Source organism: Bradyrhizobium sp. 62B (genome assembly GCF_030272265.2).
Classification (GTDB): domain Bacteria; phylum Pseudomonadota; class Alphaproteobacteria; order Rhizobiales; family Xanthobacteraceae; genus Bradyrhizobium.
The window spans coordinates 85,703-109,547 of the sequence record NZ_CP092841.2 but is presented as its reverse complement, the minus strand read 5'-3'; the positions used below and the strand labels follow the sequence as shown (position 1 = coordinate 109,547).

General features: G+C 66.4%; 19 protein-coding genes. 9 read left to right on the top strand and 10 right to left on the bottom strand.

Annotated elements, in window-relative coordinates; all coding sequences use genetic code 11:
• Positions 1–197: 197 nt before the first annotated feature.
• The 9 genes from sppA (at position 198) to ML401_RS00430 (ending at position 8,125) form a co-directional block, all read left to right on the top strand.
• Positions 198–1,178, top strand: a complete 981-nt coding sequence (sppA, locus tag ML401_RS00470) for a signal peptide peptidase SppA (RefSeq protein ID WP_285808984.1) — start codon at positions 198–200, stop codon at positions 1,176–1,178.
• 170 nt (positions 1,179–1,348) lie between these two features.
• Positions 1,349–1,654 (top strand): integration host factor subunit beta, encoded by a 306-nt coding sequence (locus tag ML401_RS00465; RefSeq protein ID WP_007598410.1) that lies wholly within the window; start codon positions 1,349–1,351, stop codon positions 1,652–1,654.
• Between the two features lie 69 nt (positions 1,655–1,723).
• Positions 1,724–2,116 carry a lipopolysaccharide assembly protein LapA domain-containing protein gene (locus ML401_RS00460; RefSeq protein WP_211415273.1) on the top strand — a complete coding sequence of 131 codons (393 nt, stop codon included), beginning with the start codon at positions 1,724–1,726 and terminating at the stop codon, positions 2,114–2,116.
• Between the two features lie 66 nt (positions 2,117–2,182).
• Complete coding sequence (locus tag ML401_RS00455; protein ID WP_285808963.1) at positions 2,183–2,842, top strand: phosphoribosylanthranilate isomerase; 660 nt, start codon at positions 2,183–2,185, stop codon at positions 2,840–2,842.
• Entirely contained in the window at positions 2,839–4,053 is a 1,215-nt protein-coding gene (gene trpB, locus ML401_RS00450) for a tryptophan synthase subunit beta (RefSeq protein WP_211415276.1), read from the top strand. Before ML401_RS00455 ends, trpB begins: the two co-directional genes overlap by 4 nt.
• Entirely contained in the window at positions 4,050–4,886 is an 837-nt protein-coding gene (gene trpA / locus ML401_RS00445) for a tryptophan synthase subunit alpha (protein WP_285808961.1), read from the top strand. Before trpB ends, trpA begins: the two co-directional genes overlap by 4 nt.
• 90 nt (positions 4,887–4,976) lie before the next feature.
• Entirely contained in the window at positions 4,977–5,918 is a 942-nt protein-coding gene (gene accD / locus ML401_RS00440; RefSeq protein WP_194405174.1) for an acetyl-CoA carboxylase, carboxyltransferase subunit beta, read from the top strand.
• Positions 5,915–7,258 (top strand): folylpolyglutamate synthase/dihydrofolate synthase family protein, encoded by a 1,344-nt coding sequence (locus ML401_RS00435; protein WP_285808960.1) that lies wholly within the window; start codon positions 5,915–5,917, stop codon positions 7,256–7,258. The genes accD and ML401_RS00435 overlap by 4 nt, the downstream gene beginning before the upstream one ends.
• 126 nt (positions 7,259–7,384) lie before the next feature.
• Positions 7,385–8,125: a metallophosphoesterase gene (locus ML401_RS00430; RefSeq protein ID WP_285808959.1), complete on the top strand. Its 741-nt coding sequence runs from the start codon at positions 7,385–7,387 to the stop codon at positions 8,123–8,125.
• A 15-nt stretch (positions 8,126–8,140) separates the two neighbouring features.
• Here ML401_RS00430 and ML401_RS00425 read toward each other — a convergent pair whose 3' ends face one another.
• From ML401_RS00425 to coaBC, 10 genes are all read right to left on the bottom strand, one after another.
• Entirely contained in the window at positions 8,141–9,148 is a 1,008-nt protein-coding gene (locus tag ML401_RS00425) for an ATP-dependent DNA ligase (protein ID WP_285812786.1), read from the bottom strand.
• 144 nt (positions 9,149–9,292) lie between these two features.
• On the bottom strand, positions 9,293–9,613 hold the full coding sequence (trxA, locus tag ML401_RS00420; protein WP_008540017.1) for a thioredoxin: 321 nt from the start codon (positions 9,611–9,613) through the stop codon (positions 9,293–9,295).
• 69 nt (positions 9,614–9,682) lie between these two features.
• The gene (addA, locus tag ML401_RS00415) at positions 9,683–13,192 is read right to left on the bottom strand and encodes a double-strand break repair helicase AddA (RefSeq protein WP_285808935.1); all 3,510 of its coding nucleotides are present in this window, start codon (positions 13,190–13,192) and stop codon (positions 9,683–9,685) included.
• Positions 13,186–16,332: a double-strand break repair protein AddB gene (addB, locus tag ML401_RS00410; protein WP_285808933.1), complete on the bottom strand. Its 3,147-nt coding sequence runs from the start codon at positions 16,330–16,332 to the stop codon at positions 13,186–13,188. The genes addA and addB overlap by 7 nt, the downstream gene beginning before the upstream one ends.
• 118 nt (positions 16,333–16,450) lie before the next feature.
• Complete coding sequence (locus tag ML401_RS00405) at positions 16,451–17,173, bottom strand: nucleotidyltransferase family protein (RefSeq protein ID WP_194405169.1); 723 nt, start codon at positions 17,171–17,173, stop codon at positions 16,451–16,453.
• A gap of 124 nt (positions 17,174–17,297) precedes the next feature.
• Entirely contained in the window at positions 17,298–17,615 is a 318-nt protein-coding gene (locus tag ML401_RS00400; RefSeq protein ID WP_211415287.1) for a PilZ domain-containing protein, read from the bottom strand.
• 88 nt (positions 17,616–17,703) lie between these two features.
• On the bottom strand, positions 17,704–19,224 hold the full coding sequence (tsaE, locus tag ML401_RS00395) for a tRNA (adenosine(37)-N6)-threonylcarbamoyltransferase complex ATPase subunit type 1 TsaE (RefSeq protein WP_285808929.1): 1,521 nt from the start codon (positions 19,222–19,224) through the stop codon (positions 17,704–17,706).
• Positions 19,221–21,725 carry a PAS domain-containing sensor histidine kinase gene (locus tag ML401_RS00390; protein WP_285808927.1) on the bottom strand — a complete coding sequence of 835 codons (2,505 nt, stop codon included), beginning with the start codon at positions 21,723–21,725 and terminating at the stop codon, positions 19,221–19,223. The genes tsaE and ML401_RS00390 overlap by 4 nt, the downstream gene beginning before the upstream one ends.
• A gap of 191 nt (positions 21,726–21,916) precedes the next feature.
• Complete coding sequence (gene dut / locus ML401_RS00385) at positions 21,917–22,375, bottom strand: dUTP diphosphatase (RefSeq protein WP_211415294.1); 459 nt, start codon at positions 22,373–22,375, stop codon at positions 21,917–21,919.
• Positions 22,372–23,823: a bifunctional phosphopantothenoylcysteine decarboxylase/phosphopantothenate--cysteine ligase CoaBC gene (gene coaBC / locus ML401_RS00380; RefSeq protein WP_285808924.1), complete on the bottom strand. Its 1,452-nt coding sequence runs from the start codon at positions 23,821–23,823 to the stop codon at positions 22,372–22,374. Before coaBC ends, dut begins: the two co-directional genes overlap by 4 nt.
• Positions 23,824–23,845 lie beyond the last annotated feature (22 nt).

Below are 23,845 nucleotides of genomic sequence, written 5' to 3'. Positions count from 1 at the left end.
ATGGAGCGAAGCGCAATCCGGGAAGGTCCTTCGGCGCGGTGACGGCCCCGGATTACGCTTGCGCTCCATCCGGGCTACGCAGCTACCACTCACAGCCTTGTTTTCTTCAAATTGCGCCGCAATTGATGTATCGAGATAAGCCGTCGGTCATCTCGTGACGGCACAACGCGTCCAGTCTTTCATTTGGAGATATTCCGATGTCGCTCGATTCGGACATCATCGTCGACCGTCGGCGGATCCGTCGCAAGCTGACGTTCTGGCGCGTCATGGCCGCGCTGATCGCGATCGCGGCGATCGCAAGCGTCGCGTTGATTGCGACACCGGGCGCACGGAGGTCCTTCGCATCCGCCGGCTCGATCGCGCGGGTCCAGATCGAGGGATTGATCCGCAGCGATTCCGATCGCACGCAGGCGCTGGAGCGGCTCGAGAATTCGCAGGCCGCCGCCGTCATCGTTCACATCAATTCGCCGGGCGGCACCACCGCCGGCTCCGAGCAGCTCTACGATTCGCTGGTCCGGCTGAAGGCGAAGAAGCCGCTGGTGGTTGTGGTCGAGGGCCTGGCGGCCTCCGGCGGCTACATCACGGCGATCGCCAGCGATCACATCATCGCCCAGCAGAGCTCGCTGGTCGGTTCGATCGGCGTGCTGTTCCAATATCCCAACGTCTCCGAGCTCTTGAAGACGATCGGCGTCAAGGTCGAGGAGGTGAAGTCGTCGCCTCTGAAGGCCGCACCCAATGGTTTCGAGCCGACCAGTCCCGAGGCGCGCGCCGCCCTCGACGCGCTGGTGAAGGATTCCTACGCCTGGTTCAGGGGACTGGTGAAGGAACGGCGTGGCATGGATGACACGCAGCTCGAGAAAGTGGCCGACGGCCGCGTCTTCACCGGACGCCAGGCGATCGATCTCAAGCTGATCGACCAGATCGGCGACGAGAAGACGGCGGTGACCTGGCTCGTCGAGAACAAGAGCGTCAAGAAGGGTCTGCCGGTACGCAACTACAAGCTCGAGCCGCGCTTTGGCGATCTGCCGTTCCTCAAGACGGCGGCCGCCGTCACGCTGGAAGCGCTTGGTTTAGGCTCGATTGCGCATCAAATCGGGCAAACCGGCGTCGCGCAGGCGGTCGATCGGTTTGGAATGGATGGAATGCTGGCTCTGTGGCAACCGGCCGCCTCAAACTGAGGGGCCGGGCGAGCTTCCCAAGGTTTTCTCGTCTAACGGGCATCGGGACAGCCCGCTTTTTCGGCATTTGTCACGCATTTTCACGACGCTCAGCCTTCATTTAGCGTCTTGACAGATCAAGGTATTTTCACGGAAATGGTCATCCGCACGCTTCCGGGTCCTATCTCTCGATGATCAAATCCGAACTTGTTCAGCGTATCGCCGAGCACAACCCGCATCTGTACCAGCGGGATGTCGAGAACATTGTGAATGCGATTCTCGAAGAGATCGTAGCGGCCCTCGCACGCGGTGACCGCGTCGAGCTGCGCGGCTTCGGTGCCTTCTCGGTCAAGCACCGCCCTGCACGCGCAGGGCGCAATCCGCGGACTGGCGCGCATGTGCCCGTCGATCAGAAGAGCGTTCCGTTCTTCAAGACCGGCAAGGAAATGCGCGAGCGGCTGAACCGCGATCATCCGGATCCGGGCGCCCCAGACTGAGCTGGCATGGGGATTTGTCTTGCGGTCGTGCATGCGGCCGCAAGCTTGATTCAAGGCGAGCAAAGCGAGATGCGAAAGTTCCTGACCGCGCTGATCGTGATTCCGCTGGGCCTGATCCTGGTGACCTTCGCCGTCGCCAACCGGCATTTCGTCACGGTCTCGTTCGATCCCTTCATTGCGAACGACCCGTCCTTGTCGGTCACCTTGCCGCTGTTCCTGCTGCTGATCCTGGTGGCGGCTATCGGCGTCTTCGCCGGCGGCTGCGCCGTCTGGTTCGGCCAGCGGCACTGGCGGCGCTCCGCGCGCCGGCATGAGGCGGATGCCCGGGCCGCCAAGGGCGAACTGGCCGATCTGCGGGCCCAGGCGGCTGCAGCAAGGCCACAGCCCCAGCGCCTTCCCGTTCCCTCCGGGGTCGGGCTTTACGGGCCCATCGGGCGAGACAAGCAGCGCGCGACGTTGTAGAAGCGGCCGCAACCGAAAACCCCGTTTTCCGGCCGCGGACCCGCGGCCTCCATTTGCATTGAGATCATGTCCCTGCTCGTCAAGATCTGCGGCCTTTCCACGCCCGAGACGCTTCAAACGGCGCTTGAGGCGGGTGCGGATATGGTGGGGTTCGTGTTCTTTCCGCCGTCGCCGCGGCACCTGTCCCTGGAGCTCGGCCGCGACCTCGGCCGCCAGGTGAGGGGGCGCGCGCTCAAGGTGGCGCTCACCGTCGATGCCGACGATGCCACGTTCGACAACATCATGGACGCGCTGTCGCCGGACATCTTCCAGCTCCACGGCAAGGAAAGCGTCGCGCGGCTGCGCGACATCAAGCAGCGGTTCGGCCGCCCCGTGATGAAAGTGGTGCCGGTCGAGGTGGCTGCGGATCTTGCCGTGCTGCCTGGCTACACGGCGGTTGCCGACCGCATCCTGTTCGACGCGCGAGCACCGAAAGACGCGACGCGGCCCGGCGGCCTCGGTATGCCCTTCGACTGGCGCCTGCTCGGAAACCTTGAGCTCAAGCTGCCGTATATGGTTTCGGGCGGTCTGCATGCGGGGAACGTCGCCGAAGCCCTGCGCGTCACTCGCGCTGGCGGCGTCGATGTTTCCTCCGGTGTCGAGAGCGCTCCCGGCGTGAAGGACCCGGAGATGATCAAAGCCTTCATTCGCGCCGCGCGCGCCAGCCAAGAGTTGAGTGTTCGATGAACGTCGCCAAACCCAATTCCTACCGCAGCGGTCCCGACGATCGCGGCCATTTCGGCATTTTCGGCGGACGCTTCGTCGCCGAAACCCTGATGCCGCTGATCCTCGACCTGGAGAAGGCCTACACAGCGGCCAAGGCCGATCCGGCGTTCCAGGCCGAGATGAACGGCTATCTCAAGAACTATGTCGGCCGGCCCTCGCCGCTGTATTTCGCCGAACGCCTGACCGAGCATCTCGGCGGCGCAAAGATTTACCTCAAGCGCGAAGAGCTGAACCACACCGGCTCGCACAAGGTGAACAACGTGCTCGGCCAGATCATGCTGGCGCGGCGCATGGGCAAGAAGCGCATCATCGCCGAGACCGGCGCGGGCCAGCACGGTGTCGCCACCGCGACGCTGTGTGCGCGCTTCGGCCTGGAATGCGTGGTCTATATGGGCGCGGTCGACGTCGAGCGGCAGCAGCCCAACGTCATTCGCATGGAGATGCTGGGCGCGACGGTGGTCCCGGTGCAGTCGGGCACGCGCACGCTGAAGGACGCCATGAACGAGGCGCTGCGCGATTGGGTCACCAACGTGCACAATACTTTCTACTGCATCGGCACGGTGGCGGGCCCGCATCCCTATCCGATGCTGGTGCGCGACTTCCAGTCGATCATCGGCAACGAGACCAAGGCGCAGATGCAGGAGATCGAGGGCCGCCTGCCGGATTCGCTGGTTGCCTGCATCGGCGGCGGCTCCAACGCGATGGGCCTGTTCCACCCGTTCCTCGACGATCCCTCCGTGGAAATCTTTGGCGTCGAGGCCGCAGGCCACGGCCTGACGCAACTGCACGCGGCCTCGATCGCGGGCGGCCGCCCCGGCGTGCTCCACGGCAACCGCACCTATCTCCTGATGGACGCCGACGGGCAGATCCAGGACGCCCATTCGATCTCGGCTGGCCTCGACTATCCCGGCATCGGGCCCGAGCATTCCTGGCTGCACGAGGTCGGCCGCGTCAACTATCTCTCGGCGACCGATGACGAGGCGCTCGCCGCGTTCCAGCTGCTGTCGAAGCTCGAGGGCATCATCCCCGCGCTCGAGCCCGCGCACGCCATCGCCAAGGTGATGGAGCTGGCACCGAAGCGGCCGAAAGACCACCTGATGGTCGTCAATCTCTCCGGCCGCGGCGACAAGGACGTCCCGCAGGTCGGCGACATCCTGAGGGGCAAGAAGTGACCACGCGTATCGACACCCGTTTTGCCGAGCTGAAGAAGCAGGGCCGCGCGGCCTTCGTCACCTATGTGATGGCCGGCGACCCTGATCCGGCGACGTCGCTCGAGATCGTCAAGGCGCTCTCGAAATCAGGCGCCGACGTCATCGAACTCGGCATCCCCTTCACCGATCCGATGGCGGATGGTCCCTCGATTCAGGCTGCAGGTCTGCGCGCGCTCAAGGTCGGCATGACCTTGAAGAAGACGCTGGAATTGGTGCGCGACTTCCGCAAGGACGACAATGTCACGCCGCTGGTGCTGATGGGTTATTACAATCCGATCTACATTTACGGCGTCGACAAGTTCCTGGCCGATGCCAAGACGGTCGGTGTCGACGGCCTCATCATCGTCGATCTGCCGCCGGAGGAAGACGACGAGCTCTGCATTCCCGCGCTGAAGGCCGGCCTGAACTTCATTCGGCTGGCGACTCCGACCACCGACGACAAGCGTCTGCCCGCGGTGCTCGCGAACACGTCTGGCTTTGTCTATTACGTCTCGATCGCCGGCATCACCGGTGCAGCGGCGGCGGACGCGAATGTCGTCGGTGACGCTGTCGCGCGCATCAAGCGGCACACCAAGCTGCCGATATGCGTCGGTTTCGGCATCCGCACGCCGGAGGCGGCACGCGCCATTGCCGAGAAGGCCGATGGCTCGGTGGTCGGCACCGCGCTGGTGGATGCGCTCAAGAACAGCCTCGATGCGGAAGGGCGCGCGACGGCCAAGACCGTTAATGCCGTCGCCGAGTTGACGGCAGCCCTGGCCCAGGGCGTCAAGGGCGCGCAACAGGCGGCCGAATAGGCCCGAGACGACGGCTTGCCGGGGCTAGGTCCGGCGGCCATATATCCCTTCAGGCGAACCCCAGCGGGGGCTCGCACATCGGAGCAAACCATGAACTGGCTTACCAATGTGGTCCGGCCGAAAATCCGCAACATGCTGCGGCGGGAGACGCCGGAGAATCTGTGGATCAAGTGCCCGGATTCCGGACAGCTCGTGTTCTACAAGGACGTCGAGGCCAACCAGTTCGTCATCCCCGGCTCGAACTACCACATGCGCATGGGCGCGGTGGCGCGCTTGAAGTCGATCTTCGACAACGAGACCTGGTACGACGTGGCGCTGCCCGACGTGACGCCCGATCCGCTCAAGTTCCGCGACGAGAAGAAATACGTCGACCGCATCAAGGATGCCCGCGCGCGAACCAACCTCAATGACGCGATCAAGGTCGGCTACGGCAAGCTCGAAGGCGCCGCCGTCGTCGTCGCCGTGCAGGATTTCGACTTCATGGGCGGTTCGCTCGGCATGGCCGCAGGTGAAGCCATCGTGCGCGGGCTCGAGCTCGCGGTCGAGAAGAAGTCTCCGTTCATCGTGTTCGCCGCCTCCGGCGGCGCGCGCATGCAGGAAGGCATCCTGTCGCTGATGCAGATGCCGCGGACCACGGTCGCGGTGCAGATGCTGCGCGAGGCCAAGCTGCCCTACATCGTGGTGCTGACCAATCCGACCACCGGCGGCGTCACGGCGTCCTACGCGATGCTGGGCGACGTGCAGATCGCCGAGCCCGGCGCGCTGATCGGTTTTGCCGGCGCGCGCGTGATCGAGCAGACCATCCGCGAGAAGCTGCCTGAAGGCTTCCAGCGCGCCGAGTATCTCAAGGAGCACGGCATGGTCGACATGGTCGTGCATCGTCATGAGTTGCGCCCGACGCTGGCGCGGCTCTGCCGCCTGCTGACCAAGGCGCCGGCGCAGGAAGGCGTATCGAAGCCGACGCAGGCCGTCACGAGCCCGGCACAGATCGTATCGGCCGCTGAGACGGCGCCGGCTGCGCCCCACGCGTGAACGCGTCCCCTGACAGCACGAAGACGCCGCTCGGCGAATTGATCGGGCGGCTGTCGGCCCTGCATCAGAAGCGCATCGATCTCGGCCTCGAGCGGATGCACCGCCTGCTCGCGCGGCTCGGCCATCCCGAACGCAAGCTGCCGCCGGTGATCCACATCGCCGGCACCAACGGCAAGGGCTCGACGCTGGCTTATCTGCGCGCGACGCTGGAGGCTGCGGGCTTGCGCGTCCACGCCTATACCTCGCCCTACCTCGTCCGCATTAACGAATGCTTCCGGCTCGGCCGCGCCGGCGGCGGCGTGCTGGTCGGTGACGACGAATTGCGCGCGGCGCTGGAAGAGGTCGAGCGCGTCAATGCCGGCGAGGCCGCGACCTTGTTCGAGCTGAAGACGGCAGCCGCGTTCCTTCTGTTTGCACAGAATCCGGCTGACGTCGTGTTGCTCGAAGTCGGCCTCGGCGGCCGGCTCGACTCGACCAATGTGGTCGATACTCCTGCGGCCTGCGTGATCACCCCCGTCAGCATGGACCACATGGATTTCCTCGGGGATACCCTGACATCGATTGCCGGCGAGAAGGCGGCGATCATCAAGCGCGGCGTGCCCGTGATCTCTGCGGAGCAATCGCCGGACGCCATGGCGGTGATCGAAGCGCAGGCGAGGCGCATGCGTGCGCCGCTGTTTGCCGCGAACGAGAACTGGCACGTCAATGTCGAGCGCGGACGTCTGGTCTATTCCGACGATCGTGGCCTGATGGATCTGCCGGCACCGCGCCTGTTCGGCCGCCATCAGTTCGACAATGCCGGGCTCGCGATCGCGACACTGCGTGCGGTTCCGGATTTCAAGATCAATCAGGCCGCCTTCGAGGCCGGCATCGTGGGTGCCGAATGGCCGGCGCGGATGCAGCGCATCACCTCGGGCGAGCTGCTGTCCTGGGGTCCGCAGGGCTCGGAGATCTGGCTCGATGGCGGGCACAATGCCGAAGGCGGGCGTGTCGCGGCCGCGGCGCTGGGCGACCTCGAAGAGCGGGTGTCGCGGCCGCTGGTCGTCGTTGCGGGCATGATGGCCAACAAGGATGCGCAAGGCTTCCTTGCCAATTTCGCCGGCCTCACCCGCCACATCATCGCGGTGCCGATCCCCGACACCGAGAACGCGTTGCCGGCCGACCGCCTCGCCGACGCCGCGCGCAGCCTCGGCATGCGCGTGGAGCCCGCGCCCGACGTCGAGGCCGCGCTGCGGGCCCTGTCGAAGCTCGCTTATGAGGTGCCGCCGCGCATCCTGATCACGGGCTCGCTGTATCTGGCCGGTCACGTGCTGGCGATCAACGGCACGCCTCCTGCATGAGGTTGCGTGTCGCGGACGCGCGAAGCGCGAGCCGGGACTCGGAATACCGCACCATGGGCCTCGGCTCAGCAGCGCGCCACTGCGTGATGCGCCGCGTCCGGGGCACGAGAGTAGGGGATCACGACAATGCGCTTTGCGGCCATCGCCGACGTCCACGGAAACTACCTTGCGCTGGAGGCGGTGCTCGCCGACATCCGCGCGCTTGGCGTCACCGACATCGTCAATCTCGGCGACATGCTGAGCGGCCCGCTCGATGCCCGCCGCACGATCGAAATGCTGATGCCGCTCGACGCCGTGCACGTGCTCGGCAATCACGACCGCTATCTGCTCGACCGTCCGCCGGAGAAGATGGGCTCGTGGGACCGTCCCGCCCATGACGCGCTGAATGCCGCGCAACTCGACTGGCTGCGTGCGCAGCCGATGACGCGCGTGTATCGCGACCAGGTGTTCCTGTGCCACGCGACGCCGGACAACGATGAAGTCTATTGGCTTGATACCGTGCACCCCGACGGTACGGTCGCGCTATCACCGCTCGATCGGATCGAGCAGCTCGCGCAAGGTGTTACGCAACCGCTGATCCTCTGCGCCCACACCCATCTCGCCCGTGCCGTGCGACTGCGCGACGGCCGGCTGATCGTCAATCCCGGCAGCGTCGGCTGCCCCGGTTTTCGCGACAAGCATCCGTATCCGCATGTCGTCGAAGCCGGCACGCCGCACGCGCGCTATGCGATCCTCGAACTCGCTGGCGATGCGTGGCAGGTGACGTTTCGCCACGTGGCGTATGATCACGAGGCGATGGCCGCGCTGGCGCGCCGCAACAATCAGCCGGAGCTCGCGAATGCACTCGCGACGGGGTGGATCAAGTAGCTGTCCGGACTACGCTCACTTCAGCAGCTTCATCGGATCGGCGACCTTCTGCTTCAGCTGATCGAAGCTGCATTGCCGCGGGGCCTTGTCGGGGCGCCAGCGCAGGATCGAGGTGCCGTGGCGAAAGCGCTCGCCGCTGAAATGGTCGTAGCAGACTTCGATCACCAGCTTCGGCTTGAGCGGGCACCACTTTGCTGAGCGCTCGGTCGACCAGCGGCTCGGTCCGCCCGGTGCGTTGCCGGTAAAGCCGGGCTCGCCAATCAGCGCCTCCAGGTGGTCGGTCAGTTCGGGCTTCTCGTCCGCCTTGATCGCCGAGGTGAAGCCGACATGGTGCAATAGTCCCTTCGCGTCATAGAGCCCGAGCAGCAGCGAGCCCACCACCTTGCGGCCGGCGATCTTGTTGGTGGCATAGCGGAAGCCGCCGACCACGCAATCGGCGCTGCGGAATTTCTTGATCTTCTGCATGCCGTCGCGATTTCCGGCCTGATAGGGCAGGTCGATCCGCTTGGCGATGACGCCGTCCGAGCCGCCGCCGGATCGCGCCAGCCACTTTTTGGCCGTGGCATAGCTGGTCGTGGACGGCGAGAGACGAAAGATGCTGCCTTTCAGATTGGCTTTCGCAAATGCTTCCAGCGCCGGCCGCCGTTCGCTCAGCGGCTTTTCAGCAAGCTGCTTGTCTCTGGTGGTCGCGAGCAGATCGAAGGCGAGATAGAGCGCCGGGGTTTCTTCCGAGAGCTTCTTCACGCGGCTTGCGGCGGGATGGATCCGTTGCAGTAGCGCGTCGAAGGAAAAGCCCCTGCCGTGCGGCACGACGAGCTCGCCATCGAGCGTGAAACGATCCGCTTTGAGCTTCAGGGCAGCGGACACCACTTCCGGAAAATAGCGCGCGAGGTCCTCACCTGACTTCGAGCGCAGATCGACCCGGCTGCCGTCGCGCGAGAGGAGACAGCGAAAGCCGTCCCATTTCGGCTCGTACTGCCACTCCTTGCCGCGCGGGATCTCGTCGACCGAGCGCGCCTCCATCGCGACGAGCGAGGTCGATCTTCGGGCGCGCTTTCGGGGAGGGGCTGGCAAGGACGGGACTCGTCATACGCTGAACACGTCCCGTCAACGCAGAACGGCCGGCTTTCGCCGGCCGTTGTCGAAAATAATCTTGCGCGAAACTGATCAGACCGCGGAGGTGATCCACTGCTGCAGCTTCGCCTTCGGCGCGGCGCCGACCTGGCGGGAGGCCATCTCGCCGCCCTTGAAGATCATCAGGGTGGGGATCGACATCACGCCGTATTTCGAGGCGGTCTTCGGGCTCTCGTCGACGTTGAGCTTCACGATCTTGACCTTGTCGCCCATCGCGCCGGCGATCTCGTCGAGCGCGGGTGCGATCATGCGGCACGGGCCGCACCACTCGGCCCAGAAATCGACGACCACGGGGCCGTTCGCCTTGAGCACTTCGGCTTCGAAATCGGCGTCGGAAACCTTGCTAACGGCCATTGGGAGTACCTCACACGGGTTGAAAGAATCGGCGCGACCTGGAATCGCGCCCGGGATCATGGGGTGAACCTATGAACGGCTTCTTGCCGGGTCAAGGACGCTCACACCGAGATGAAGGGATGCCAGCGCCGCGTCCAGCGCGGGGGCTGAAATCTCCATATATTCAAGGGCCTCGGTCCAGAGCAGGACGGCCCGGATGGGCTTTTGGGGATAAAGCCGCGCCAGCACCGCCCGGTACAGCGCAAGTTGCCGGACATAGGCGACGGGCGCCTCAGCCGCGCTCGCAGGCGCCGCCTGATTGGTCTTGAAATCGACGATCAAAACCTCATCCGAACGCACGACCAGCCGATCGATCTGCCCCGACACCAAAGCCGGCGGGCGGCCCAGCCGCTCCAGCCGGCCGGCGATGGCGACTTCCGCCCGGCTGCCGGGGGCAAAGACAGGCGCAAAGCGCGGCTCGGTGATCAAAGCGAGCACCTTGCCGGTCAGTGCTGTGCGATCGGCGTCGGTCCAGTCCGCGGCATTGCGCGCCATGAAGCCGAGTGCCGCCTCGCGACGCCGCTCGACGGCGATGTTGGGGAGGGATTGCAACAGCCGATGCACCAGCGTGCCGCGTTGCAATGCGAGCGCGCGGGACTGCACCGATTCGCCGGACCGCACGCTGCGGCCTTCCTCGGCCGGCTGACCCGACGGGCGCACCATGTCATCGTCGGTGGTCTCGCGTGGCGCCGCCTCCCGCAGCCAATCGGGGAGGGCGACGGTCTGGTCCACGGACATGGCCGGCGTGCCGAGCGCCGCCACATCCTCCGGCCGGGCGAATCGGGTCACCTTGCCGAGCGGCGTCTCGATCACCTGCTTGTCCAGACCGGAGCCGGCGAGCCCGGTGTCGACCAAATCGTACCAACTGAGCTTGCGGACCGTCTTCATGTTGCCGGGCATGCAGCCACCGACAATCAGCCGGTCTGCCGCGCGCGTCATCGCGACATAGAGCAGGCGGCGATATTCGTCCTCGGTCTCGTCGATCATCGCCTTGCGCGCGTCCGCGACCGGCTTGGGATCATCCGCCTTGCGCCCGGCCCAGACCACGACCTCGCCGCCATTGCCGCGCGGCACGTGGATCAACCGGACCCGCTGCGAGTCCGCCGGCGATGACGTGGTGTCGACCATGAACACGACGGAGGCTTCGAGACCCTTGGCGCCGTGCACGGTCATCACCCGCACCTCGTCGCGCGAGATCTCCATGTCGCGCTTCACCTCGGTGTCGGCCGAGCGCAGCCACGCCATGAAGCCCTGCAGCGAGGCCGGCGCCTTGCGCTCGTAGTTCAGCGCCAGCTCCAGGAACTCGTCGAGCGCGTCGTTGGCTTCGTGGCCGAGCCGGCGCAGGATGCGGGCGCGGCCACCGTCGCCGCCGAGCAGCCAGGCATAGAAGGCGAACGGCGTCTCCTCGCGCGCCCACATCTCGCAGGCTTCCAGGCGACGCAGCACGGTCGCGAATTTCTCGTTGCCGACTGCGCGCTCGCCGAGCGCGCGGCGCAGCGACCCCTTGCGGTCATGGGCCAGCTGGAACAGGTCCTCGTCGTCGAGCCCGAACAACGGGCTCTTCAGCGCTACCGCCAGCGCGAGATCGTCCTGCGGCAGCAGCAGCGCGTCCGCGAGGTTCATCAAATCGATGATCGCGATATGCTCGGTGAGCTTGAGCCGGTCGGCGCCGGCGACGGGCACGCCCGCGTGCTTCAGCGCCTGGATCACCGCGTCGAACGCATTGCCGCGCCGACGAACCAGGATCAGCATGTCACCGTAACGCAGAGGCCGGCGCTCGCCTTCGTGCCCCGTCAGCGTGCCGCTCTCGACCAGCCGCTTGATCTCGGCTTGGATGCGGCGCGCCAGCTTGACCTCGGGGCTCGTGGCGGCAACGCCGTCGAACGGCGCGCGCCAGCCCTCGATCTCCTGCCGGTCGTCGGCCTCGGCAAGATCCCACAGCTCGATCACGCTGGGGCCGGCGTCAGCGAGTGCATTATGCAGGGGATGACCGATCTCGACCGAATGGATGCTCTTGTAGATCTGGGGATCGCGGAAGACGTGGTCGACCGAGTGCAGGATGGTGGCGCCCGAGCGGAACGAATAGGTGAAAGCAACGGGATCGAATTTCAGTCCGGCGGCGGTGAATTTGCGGTGCAGCTCGCGCCGGCGCGCGTCGAATTCGTGCGGCGCGGCGCCCTGGAACGAGAAGATCGACTGTTTCTCGTCGCCGACCGCGAAGATGGTGCGGTTCAGTCCCTCGCGCGCGCCTTCGCCGGCGGTGAACTCGGAGATGATGTGGGCCACGATGTCCCATTGCCGCGGGCTGGTGTCCTGGGCCTCGTCGATCAGGACGTGGTCGACACCGCGATCGAGCTTGTAATGCACCCAGCCCGAGGAGATGCGGTCAAGCATCGCCAGCGTCTTGTCGATGAGATCGTCGTAGTCGAGCAGGCCGCGCTCCTGCTTTTCGCGGCGATAGTTCGCGGCGGCCGCGGTCGCGATGTGCAACAGCGCCGCGGTGCGGTCGCGCATGGTCACGGCGCGGCGCTTCTCGACCAATTCGTTCACGCGCTGCGCCTCCGCCTCGAACAGGCGGGCGACGGAGGGATTATGATCACAAAATTTCTTGGTCAGCAGCGTCTTGCGCGGCAGCTTTTCGTCGGTGAGGAAGACCCCGAGATAGGCGTCAACCTGCGCGCTGCCGGAAAATATCTTGGCTTCGCGGAGCCGGCCAGCCTGGTCATTGTCGGACTTGCTGCCGTCCTCCAGCGCAAAGGCGATGTCGTCCCAGCGCGAGCGCGGCAAATAGGGCCCGTCGAGAATCTCCGTCTCGACATCCTCGATCCGGTCCCCGGCGTCGACGCCCAGCGCCGCCGCCATCTGCGCGGCAGCAGCTTCCACGTTGCCGGCCCCGTCGGTCCAGGCCATGAAGTGATCGCGGCTGAGACAGGCCTCGCGCACGACCTCCTTGAAGGTGACGTCGGCGGCGCTCGCCATCGCGGTCAGCAAGGCGCGGCCGGTGACGCTCTCGGGATCGCGCGCGGCCTCCAGCAGCACCTTCAGATTGGCGCGCTCCATCATGTCGTTCTGGTCGCGCTCGTCGATGACGGAGAAGCGCGCAGGCACGTTGGCCTCGAACGGGAATTGCTGCAGCAGGCGCGTGCACAGCGCGTGGATGGTCTGCACCTTCAAGCCGCCCGGCGTCTCCAGCGCGCAGGCGAACAGTTTTCGTGCGTCACGGCGCAGCTTCGCATTGGGATGCGGGATGCCGACCGCGCGGATCGCCGCGTCGAGCGCGGGGTCGTCCAGCGTCACCCAATGGCCGAGCGTGGTGAACACGCGCTCGGCCATGTTGGCGGCGGCGGCCTTGGTGAAGGTGATGCAGAGGATCTTTTCCGGCGGCACGCCCGACAGCAAGAGGCGGATCACGCGCTGCACCAGCACATGGGTCTTGCCCGAGCCGGCATTGGCCGACACGAAGGCCGAGGCGGTCGGATCCGACGCGCGCGCCTGCCGCGCACGTACCTCGTCGGGGATGGGGCGCGGTGCCTTCACCATTCCTCGATCCCCAATCCGCCGGCGGCCGACCATTCCTTGATCCGGGCGAGGTCGTCATAGGCGCCGTAGCGGTTCGTCCACATCGGCAGGTTCAGCGAGGTGTAGGGCTGGTTCTCGTCCTCAAAGGCCCGGATCAGCGCCTCCAGCTTGGCGCGCGCTTCCGCGGCCGCCGTGTCAGGCGGCTGCGGTGCGTCGCTCTGCCGATATCTGAGCTCGAGAATGCGCTCCTCGCCCGGCGGGTTGTTGCCGCTCACGCGCACATAGACGAGCTGGCTCACTGACGAGCCCGCGTCGATATCAGCGAAGCCGCCTTCGTGCAGGATCGCGGCCTCCAGCGTCAGCTGCGGCGACAGGCCCATGCGCACCTGCTTGCCGGTCGGCGGCTGCCCGGTCTTGTAGTCGAGGATGGCGTAGCTGCCGCCCTGGCGCCGCTCGATGCGGTCGGCGCGCGCGGAGAGATAGAACGTGCGCGCATTGTCGAGTGGGATCGAGATCTCGCCCCGGGTTTCTGCGGTGACCGCCTCGATCGCCTCGCGGCGAGCGGTCTCCCATTCACCGAACCAGCGCGCGATGCGCTGGAAGCGCGGCCACCACAACGCTCGCGCCTCGGGACGTTCCATCAAGGGTGCGAAGTGTTTTTCGCCGATCGCGCGCAGCACGCGGGCGGGATCGTCGGGCAGACGCGAAGCATAGGACTTGGTGAACTCACCAAGCGCTTCGTGGATCGCCGAGCCACGGTCGGCGGCCGACAACGGCATGTCGACGGGATCGAGCGCATCCAGCCGCAAGATGTGCTTTGCGTAGATCGTGTAGGGATCGCGCAGCCAGTCCTCGATCGCGGTGACCGACATTCTGAGCGGCCGCGTCGCGCGCGGCGGCCGCGGCTCGGGCTGCTTGATCGGCTCGACCTTGTCGGGCTGATCCAGCCTGTTTGCAAATCGCACATACGTCTCACCGGCGCGAATGGCGGCCTTCCAGAGCTCGTCGCCTGCGACCGCCTCGAGCCGGTGCAGGAAGCGGGAGGCCACCGCGGGTGCGCCGCCGGCCTTGGCGGAATGGGTGAGGATCACCTCGTCGCCGCCGAGCAGTTGCGCGAAGTCATGGGCGGAGAGGCCGATGCGGCGCTCCGGCAGATCGAGGCCGAGCTCGTGCCGCATCGGCCGGCTCAGCCAGGGATCGATGCGCGGCGCCGGCGGCCAGACGCCCTCGATCAGGCCGCCGACGATGATGCGGTCGGCCTGCATCAAGCGCGATTCCAGGGGGCCGTAGATCTGCAGCCTCGCGCCGGGCTTGTCGCGCCGTCGCACCGCGCGATCGCCGAACGCGGTCTGGAAGACGTCGGGATAGTCGGGCAGCTGCACCATCAATCCGCTGGTCGTGCCGCCGCGTAGGAGATCGTCGAAGGCGCTGGCGAGCGCGAGGCCCTCGCGGTCCTCGAAAGCGAGTGGGATGCCCTGCTCGTCGCGCGACAGCTCGATCATGATCTCGCGATGCCGGTGTGCCAGTTCGGCAAAGTCATATGGTTTCGATGAGGCCAGGCTCTCGATCGGCGCCAGCACCTTTTGCAAAACACCGATCAGCGTCTGGATGCCATCGAGATCCTCGGCCTTGAGACGCGCGCGGGGCTCGGATTTATGAAGTGCGGAAACCTCACGGCGCCCTAGTTTTGCAAGCTCCTCGCGAAAGCGGTTGAATTCGCGCAGCAGGCCGGCGGTGCCGGCAGGCGGACGCGTGCCACGCAAGACCGCGAGTTCGAGGTCTTCGATCGCCGCCTTCCATGCGCCGCCCGCGCGTCCGAGCCGGCACAGCGGATGCTTCAGCAGCGCCAGCAGCGTCGGTGGCTCCAACCCCTTCGTCGACGCCTCTGCCGCAAGGCGCGCGAAGATTCCGGCCGAGGTTTCCATCAGCACATCGCCGCCGGAATCGTCGAAACTGAGCCCCCACCGGGTCAGCGCCGCCATCACCCGTCGCGCCAGCGCGCGGTCGGGCGTCACCAGCGCGGCGGATTTGTCGAGATGTCGCGCCTCGCGCATCGCGATGGCAATGGCGAGCGCTTCCATTTCAGGATTGGGAGCCTCGACGACCGCAAGGTTGTTCATGCCGCCGGTGATTTTCGCCGCGACATCAGGCTGCTTCAGCCGGTCGTGCCAGACTTCCGTCTTGGCCGACGGCCGCATCGATTCCGATGCGAGCAGGTCGCGGCCGCCCTCAGTCGGCGGCTGCAGGATCTCGACGTCACTGCGCTTGATGCCGAAGCGCTGCAACAGCGCGTGCATGGCATATTGCGGATGGTTCGAGGCCGGGTGCTCCACGAATTTGCCGAGCGCATCGCGCACGCCACCGATGGTCCGCCAGGCGTCCTCGTCGAGATCGGTGTCGAGGCCCGGCAGCACCACGGCGCCATGGGCTAGCTGCGCGACCGCGTGCAGGAATTTCGCGGTGGCCGGCATCGAGCCGGTCGATCCTGCCGCGATCACCGGCCCGCTCGGATGCGCGGTCAGCCGTTTGGCTTCCGCCGCGATCAGGAGATCGCGCCGCGCCGCGGGCTCGATCCGGTTGATCTCGGCGAGATGAGCGGGCCAGGCGATGCGCGCGATGCGCAAGAATTCGAGCGAGTGCTGCCAATAGCGATCGAGGTTGTCAGGCACGAGGCCGTCGAGCGCGTTCCAGTCGACGCCGCGCGTGACCATGTCGTCGATCAGGCGTGCGAGGTCGCCGGCGAGCGCGAGCGTCGAGGCGGGTCCGCCGACCACCAACGGCGCCAGCACCGGGCCCTTGGCCCAGGCCGCGACGAGCTGCGCCAGCGTCAGCCGCCGTTCGAGCTCGCCGAGCCGCGGCGGAATCTCGAGCGGCGTCGTGCCGGAGAACTGCTCGCCCTCGTCAGCGAAAGCCAGCTCGTCCTCGTCGATGTCGCCGAGCGCGACGATGCGCGGCAGCACCACCGCATCCGCCTTCATCTCGTCGAGGAAGATCTCGCGCACGACGCGCATGGCGCGCCGGGTCGGCAAATACAGCGTCGCGTCCGCCAGCCGCGCCGGTTCCTTGCGCGCCTCGAATCCCTCGACCAGCCGCCCCTCGAGCAGGGCCGTGACGACCGTGCGCAGGAACGGAACTGAGAGGGGAACGCTGAAGACGCGCATGAGCTGCCTGATTCGGTGGATCAGGCGCCAATATAGGGAGGCGGGGTCAAATGGTCATGGGCGGAGGGGAGATAGTCCCCGTTGTTCGTGCGAGCCACCGCTCGTGCCCCGGACGCGCTTACGCCACGCTCTCCAGGAACGCTTCTTCCGCGGCATGGACCGCGTCGGGCGTGCCGACATGCATCCAGACGCCGTCGAGGCGGAGTCCGAACAGCCGCTCCTGCTCGTTGGCGCGGTCGAACATCTTGGTCAGCGAGAACTCACCCTGCGGCGCGCCTGCGAAGATCGCGGGCGACAGGATCGCCGCGCCGGCATAGACGAACGGGACGACCTCTTTTTCCTTGCGCTTGCGCAGGGCGCCGTCGGGCAGCATGCCGTAATCGCCGCGGCCGCTATAACCGATGCTGGTTGCGGTCGGCGCCATCAGCAGCAGGATGTCCATGCGCGCGGGGTCGAAATTTTCAGCGAGCCGCGTCAGATTGGAGCGCACGCCGTCGATCCAGAGCGTGTCGGAATTGACATGGTAGAACGGCGCATCACCGAGCAGCGGCAGCGCCTTGACCACGCCGCCTCCGGTGCCCAGCACCTGGTCGCGCTCGTCCGAGATGGTGACGCGCGGATGCTGGCGCGAGGCGGTGTGATCGATGATCTGATCCGGCAGGTAATGCACGTTGACCACGGCCTCGCTCACGCCGGCCTGGCCGAGCTTGTCGAGCACGTGGTCGAGCAGGGGCTGGCCGGCGACCGGCACCATCGGCTTCGGCATCTTGTCCGTCAGCGGACGCATGCGCAGGCCGAACCCTGCGGCGAGCACCATGGCTTTGGTCGGCTTGACGGACATCCTTCGCTTTCTCAAATCCCTTGATTTCGCTTTCGCGGCAATCCTAGCATGAGCCACGACTGGCCGCACCGCATCTCAACCGCCTTAGCCACCCGCCGTGACGGTTGTACGACGGGTGTTGCCGTCATGCCCCGACGGCTGTGGAACGCGCCTTTTTCTTCTTGTCGCCCACTTTGAGGAAATTGACGCCGATCTGGTCGCCATTGACCCAGGCAAGCTCGCAGCGCCGGTAGGCCAGTCCGGTGGACGACAGCAGCAGAAAGAACTCTTTCAGATGCAGGCCTTCGACCGAACCGTCGATGGTCAGCTTGGCGCCGCTATCGGAGACATCCTCCATGGTGCATTCGCGCCGCCAGGTCCCGTCGATACCCATCATCTGGGCCGGAATCCCACGCTCGAAAACGACCCTGCTATTTCCGCGCTGATCCGCTTTCGCCGCCATCTGCCCCGCTCCAGCCCCGTAATCATCCGGCTCCCTCGCCGTTAGAATAGCGACATCTTGGCTAACGGCCGGTAAATCGGACCATTAATCAGGCCTGAGGAGGCGGAACGTTGGCCAGATACCAGTCGCGCAAGGCACTCAGCGCGGGATGGGCCAGCGAGCGCTGCAGATAGGTCCAGATCCGCGGCTGGTGACGCAAATAATGCGGCTTGCCGTCGCGGCGGTTGAGGCGGGCGAAGGTGCCGAGCAGCCGCGTGTTCCGCTGCGCCGACATGATCGCGTAGAGCTCGGCGAAGCCGGCCGCCTCGAAGCCGGCATCGGCCGCGCGCCGCGCCTTGATGTAGCGCGACAGCAGCGTCAGCTCGATGTTTTCGGGCACGTCGATGCGGGCGTCCTGCAGCAGCGACACCACGTCGTAGGAGTGCGGACCGAGCACGGTGTCCTGGAAATCGATCACGCCGACGCGTTGGATGCCGTCGCGGTCAGCGAGCCAGATCAAGTTCGGCGAGTGGTAGTCGCGGATGATCCACGTCCGCGGTGCCGCCAGCGGCTTCTTCAAGAGCTCCCGCCACATCGCGAAGAATTCTGCGCGCGCTGCCTCGCTCAGCGGCGCGTTGCGGTCGGGCAGATACCATTCTGGCATCAAGCCGATTTCGATCAGCATCGCCTCGATGTCGAAGACGGGAATGGCATAGGTCTGCCCGTCCAGCGGCAACGTCTCCGGCAGCGTCTTGCCGTGCAGCGCGGCCAATAGATCGGTTGCGGCCTCGTAGCGCTCGGCGATCGGGCGCGGCGGATCGCCTTCGATGACGCCTGCGCTGCCAAAATCCTCGGAGATCAGGAAACCGTGGTCGAGATCGAAATGGTGGATCTTCGGCGCGGAGATTCCTGCCTCGCACAGGCCTTCGTCGAGGGCAACGAACGGCTTGATGTTTTCCGCGAGATGCACCGCCGCGCTGTAGGACTTGCCGTTGTAGAGCGCCGCGCCATCGGGGCGCTGCGGCGAGTTCATGAGGATGACGACCTCGTCGTCGCGGATCAGGCGCGCGTAGGACCGTGTCGAGGCATCGCCGGCCATCCGCTTGCGCGTCGCGTCGATGTATCCGGAGGCATCGAGGAATTCGCGCAGCGCCTGCAATCGCGCCACAGTCGCAGCACCCTTGCCATACCCGGTGATGTCGGCTGCGCGTGCATTCGACCCCAGCGCCGGGCGATGCGTCAGCGCGATGTCGATGCGGTCCTGCGGCATTGCCGACGGCGCGCGCTCCGGCCATTCGATCAGGACGAGCGTGGCATCGGGCAGTGGCGACAGCCCGATCTCCTCGAGCTCGCTCTCGTCCTCGACGCGGTAGAGATCGGCATGCAGCACCGGGAAGGGCGGCAGCTCGTAGCCCTGCACCAGCGTGAAGGTCGGGCTCGGCACCTCCAGCTCCTCGTCGCCGGCGAGATAGCGGATCAGGCTGCGTGCCGCTGCGGTCTTGCCGGCGCCGAGATCGCCGGTTAGGGTGATGACGTCGCCAGGGCCGACCAGCAGCGCGAGGTCGGCCATCAATTGCGCAGTGGCCGTCTCGTTGCGAAGCGCGACGGAGAGTTTGGTGGGTTCTGTCATTCGGCGGCGTCGCGATGCGCCGCCTGGTCGGTCGGGAAATCGCAGATCACGACCGTGCCGCGGCCGACGATCGAATCCACCCGCACCTTGCCGCCATGCAGCTCGACGAAGGAGCGCACCAGCGACAGGCCGAGCCCGGCGCCGCGGTGACGCGAGCCCTGCGAGCGGCTTTCGAACCAGTTGAACACCTTGTCCTTCATGTCGGCAGGTATTCCAGGCCCGGAATCTGTCACGGTGAAGACCACGCTGCGCTCGGTGCGCCGCGCGCTGATGCCGACGGTGGAATCCTGTGGAGAAAACCCGACGGCGTTGGCGAGGAGGTTATAGAGCACCTGCACCACGCGCTTCTCGTCGCCGACGAAGCTGCCGACATCCGGCGCGATCTCGACCTTGAGGCGGATGCGGTCGGTGGCGAGGCGGTCCTGGATGCCTTCGGCGGCGAGCTCGATGGTCTTGCTGACGTCGACCGGCCCGAGTTCCAGCTTCATCGCCCCGGCATCGATGGTGGCGAGATCGAGGATGTTGTTGGTCAGCGCCAGCAGCGCGTTGGTCGATTTGGTGACGTAGTCGAGATATTCGGCCTGTTTCGGCGTCAGCGGCCCGGTCGAGGGATCGCTGAGGAAATGCGCGAAGCCGATGATGGTGGTGAGCGGCGAGCGCAGCTCGTAGGAGACGTGGTGGACGAAATCCACCTTCATCTGGTCGGCCGTCTCCAGCGCCTCGTTGCGCTCGCGCAGCGCGCGCTCGACATTCTCGGTGTCGGTGATGTCCTGGAACGTGAGCATGGTTGCGCCGTCATGCAGCGGGCGGATCATGCCGTCGAGCACGCTGCCGTCCTTGCGTTCGAGCTTCAGCGGCACGTCGGCGCGGCTCTCGATCGAGGTGACGGCCTCGCGGATCTGGCGCCAGACCGCTGGGTCGTCGAACAGCTGATGGCACCAGCCCTCCACCGTCTGGATGTGCGGCTCGTCGCGCATGGCATCGCTCGACAGCTTCCACATCCGGACGAAAGCGGGGTTGAACAGCTGCGCCTTGCCGTTGCTGCCGAACACCGCGACGCCCTCGGCGAGGCTGTCCAGCGTCTCGCGCTGGACCCGGATCATGCCGTCGAAGCGGCGGGCGAGCTCGAGGCTTTCGGTGACGTCGTCGAACAGATAGGTGACGCCGCCTTCCGGGTTCGGCGTGGTGACGACGGAGAGCGCGCGGCCGTCGGGCAGATACCACGTGTCCTTCGCGGCCTCGACCGCGCGGTAGGCCTCGTGCAGTTTCGCTTTCCAGGCGCGGAAATCGGGCTGCTCCGGCAGCTTGCGCGCGGCGCGGAGCTGGTCGAGCACGCTGGAATCGTCGGGATGGGCGTCGAGGAAGCTGCGGTCGAGGTCCCACAGCCGGCGGTAGGAATCGTTATAGAAGGCGAGGCGGCGCTGGCCGTCGAACACGGCAACGCCGGAGGAGAGCTGGTCGAGGGTGCGGCGATGCGCCTCGGCCATGCGCACCAGCGCCGAGCTGAGGCCATCGGCCTCGCTGGCATCGATGGCGACGCCGACGCTGCCGCTGCCGACATTGACCGCGCGCACGTCGTAGATGCGGCGCTCGCCGCCGATCACGATCGGCAGCCGCGCGTTGAAACTGGCCGCGTCCTTCAGGCCCCGCTCCAGCGCGGTGCGGTCGGCACTGTCCAGCAGCTCGAGCTTGCGTTCCTGCGCGTCGGTGACGCTGTTCGCTTCGGTCGCGCGGACATAGGCCGGGTTGGCGTAGGTCAGCGCACCGTTCTCGCTCTTGGCCCAGATCGGCCAGGGTGCGGCGGCGGCAAAGCCGCGCAGCATCTCGGTCTCGTCGGAGAGCGCGTTGTAGCGCAGATGGGTCTCGGCCAGCTCGCGGCGCAGGCCCGAGAGTTCGCGAATCCGGACGATGGCCTGGCCGCCGATGGCGCGGCCGATCGCTTCCAGCGTATGGCCATGTGCGGTGCCCAGCGTCAGCTGGAACCCGTCGCCGCGGTCACGCAGTGCGTCGACCGCATGGTCCATCTGCAGCGCGGGTTCCGGCGGCAACCAGGTGCCGAAGGCGAGCACGCGCTGCGGCGAGGAGTCGCGCGGCAGCACCATGGAGACGTCGCCGGAGATCTGCGCGCGATTGTCGCCGGCCGGCCAGGAGATCAGGATCTGCGGCTCGGCGAACAGCAGCGCGCCGAAGCGGTCGGCCTGCAGCTGGAGTTCCCCGATCCGGGCGCGCAGCCGCGCCTCGCTGTTCGCCGTGCGCACGCGCGTGCGCATCAACAGGATCGCGGCCATTACCGAGAAGCCGAGCAGGGCCAGCGCGGTGGCGAGCACCGCGAGTTCCTGCCGGTTGAAATCCAGCATGATGGAGAGGGTGTCGATGAGGTCGGCGGCCTCGGCCGGCGCAGCCGGCAGCAGCGCTGCAAGAGCGCCTCCCAACAAGCCGTTGCGCGCAAGTGATGTGCACGACAGCAGCGTCCGACGCATCGACACGATCACGCCTGACATAGTTGCCCCAAGACCGCACGAATCTACGCGCGGCGACCCCCGTCGCGCGCGAATCAAAAGACAATACCCTCACCGTGACTCCGCCGGTAAGAGTCCAGATCGTGAACGCAAAGGCGGCCCCAAAAAAATGCGGGGCGCGGTGTTCCAGCTCACGTAGTTCTTCGGGAGGATTCGGCTGGATCTGCCGTGCGTTAGCGCCCGGTCGAGCCGAAGCCGCCGGCGCCGCGATCGGTCGTCGACAACGTCGCCACTGGAACCAGCGCCGCCTGCACCACGGGCGCGATCACCATCTGGGCGATGCGTTCGCCGCGCTTGATCACGAACGGGGCCGTGCCGTGATTGATCAGGATCACCTTGATCTCGCCGCGGTAGTCGGCGTCGATCGTGCCCGGCGAGTTCAGCACGGTGACGCCGTGCTTGGCCGCGAGTCCCGAGCGCGGCCGCACCTGGGCCTCAAAGCCGGGCGGCAAGGCGATCGCAAGCCCGGTCGGCACCAGCGCATATTGGCCGGGCGCGAGCGTCAGCGGCTCGCTGTCCGCAACCGCGGCCATCAAATCGAGCCCGGCGGCCTCACTGGTCTGATAGGCCGGCAATGGCAGGCCGTCGGCATGCGCCAGTTGCTGCAGTTCGACAGTGACTTTCGTGCTCAAGGCGCCGACTCCAGGGATTTGTCGGTCGCGCTCTTTGCGATGTGCGCGACCAGTTCGATGGCGACCTGTTCCTTGGTCATCACCGGCCAGGAATCAACTGCCATCTCGCCGTTCTTCTCACCATTCTTGCGGCTGATCAGATGCACGGTGTTGCGGTCGCCGCCCATCACGCCGGTGGCGGGGGAGACATCGTTGGCGACGATCCAGTCGCAGCCCTTGCGCTCCAGCTTGGACTTGGCGTTGTCGATGAGGTGCTCGGTCTCGGCGGCAAAGCCGATCACCAGCGGCGGGCGCTTGTCGGTCAGTTTTGAAATCGTGGCGAGGATGTCGGGATTCTCGACCAGCTGCAGCGGCGGCATGCCGGCGGACGTCTTCTTCAGCTTCTGCTCGCCTTCATTGGCGACGCGCCAATCGGCGACGGCGGCAGCGAAGATCGCGATGTCGGCGGGCAGCGCGGCCTGCACCTGCTCCAGCATCTGCCGGGCCGATTCGACATGCTTTACCGTCACGCCCGGGGGATCGCTGAGATCGACCGGACCGCTCACCAGGATCACCTCGGCACCGGCGGCCTGCGCGGCCGCGGCAATGGCAAAGCCCTGCTTCCCGGAGGAGCGGTTGGCGATGTAGCGCACCGGATCGATTGGCTCGTGCGTGGGGCCTGCGGTGATCAGCACGCGCTTGCCGGCGAGCGGCTTTGGCATCGGGGGCCGCAGCAGGCGCTCGGCGGCATTGGCGATCTCGATCGCCTCCGACATGCGGCCGACGCCGGCCTCGCCCGCCTCCGCCATCTCGCCGGAATTGGGCCCACACAGGACGACGCCGTCGCGCTGAAGCTGCGTGACGTTGCGGCGTGTCGCCGCATTGCTCCACATCAGCGGATTCATCGCCGGTGCCAGCAGCACCTTGCGGTTGGTTGCGAGCAGGATGGCGCTGGCGAGATCGTCGGCATGGCCGTTCGCCATCTTCGCCATCAGATCGGCGGTGGCCGGCGCCACCACGATGAGGTCGCAGTCGCGCGCGAGGCGGATATGGCCGGCGTCGAACTCGCTCTGGGGGTCGAACAGGTCGGTGTAGACGCGCTCATGCGACAGCGCGCTCACCGCCAGCGGCGTGACGAATTGCTGGGCCGCCTTGGTCAGCACGCAGCGGACCTCGATGCGGCGCTCCTTCAGCCTGCGGATCAGGTCGAGCGATTTGTAGGCCGCGATGCCGCCGCCGATGATCAGGGTGACGCTGGCCTCTGCGACCGCGCCGGTGCGCTGCGGCGTCGGGGTGGTGGATGCGGCCGGCGGTGCCGAAAACGGCGTCAGCGGCTCCTCGCGGCCCTCGATCAGCTCCCGCAGGATGACCCGGACCTCTTCCTCGACCGACCTGTGGTTTTTGGCCGAGCGCAGCCGCAGATAGGTTTTAACGTGTTCGTCGAGCTTGCGGATGGTGAGGCTTGCCACGGCGCCCTCCAGCACGAAATGA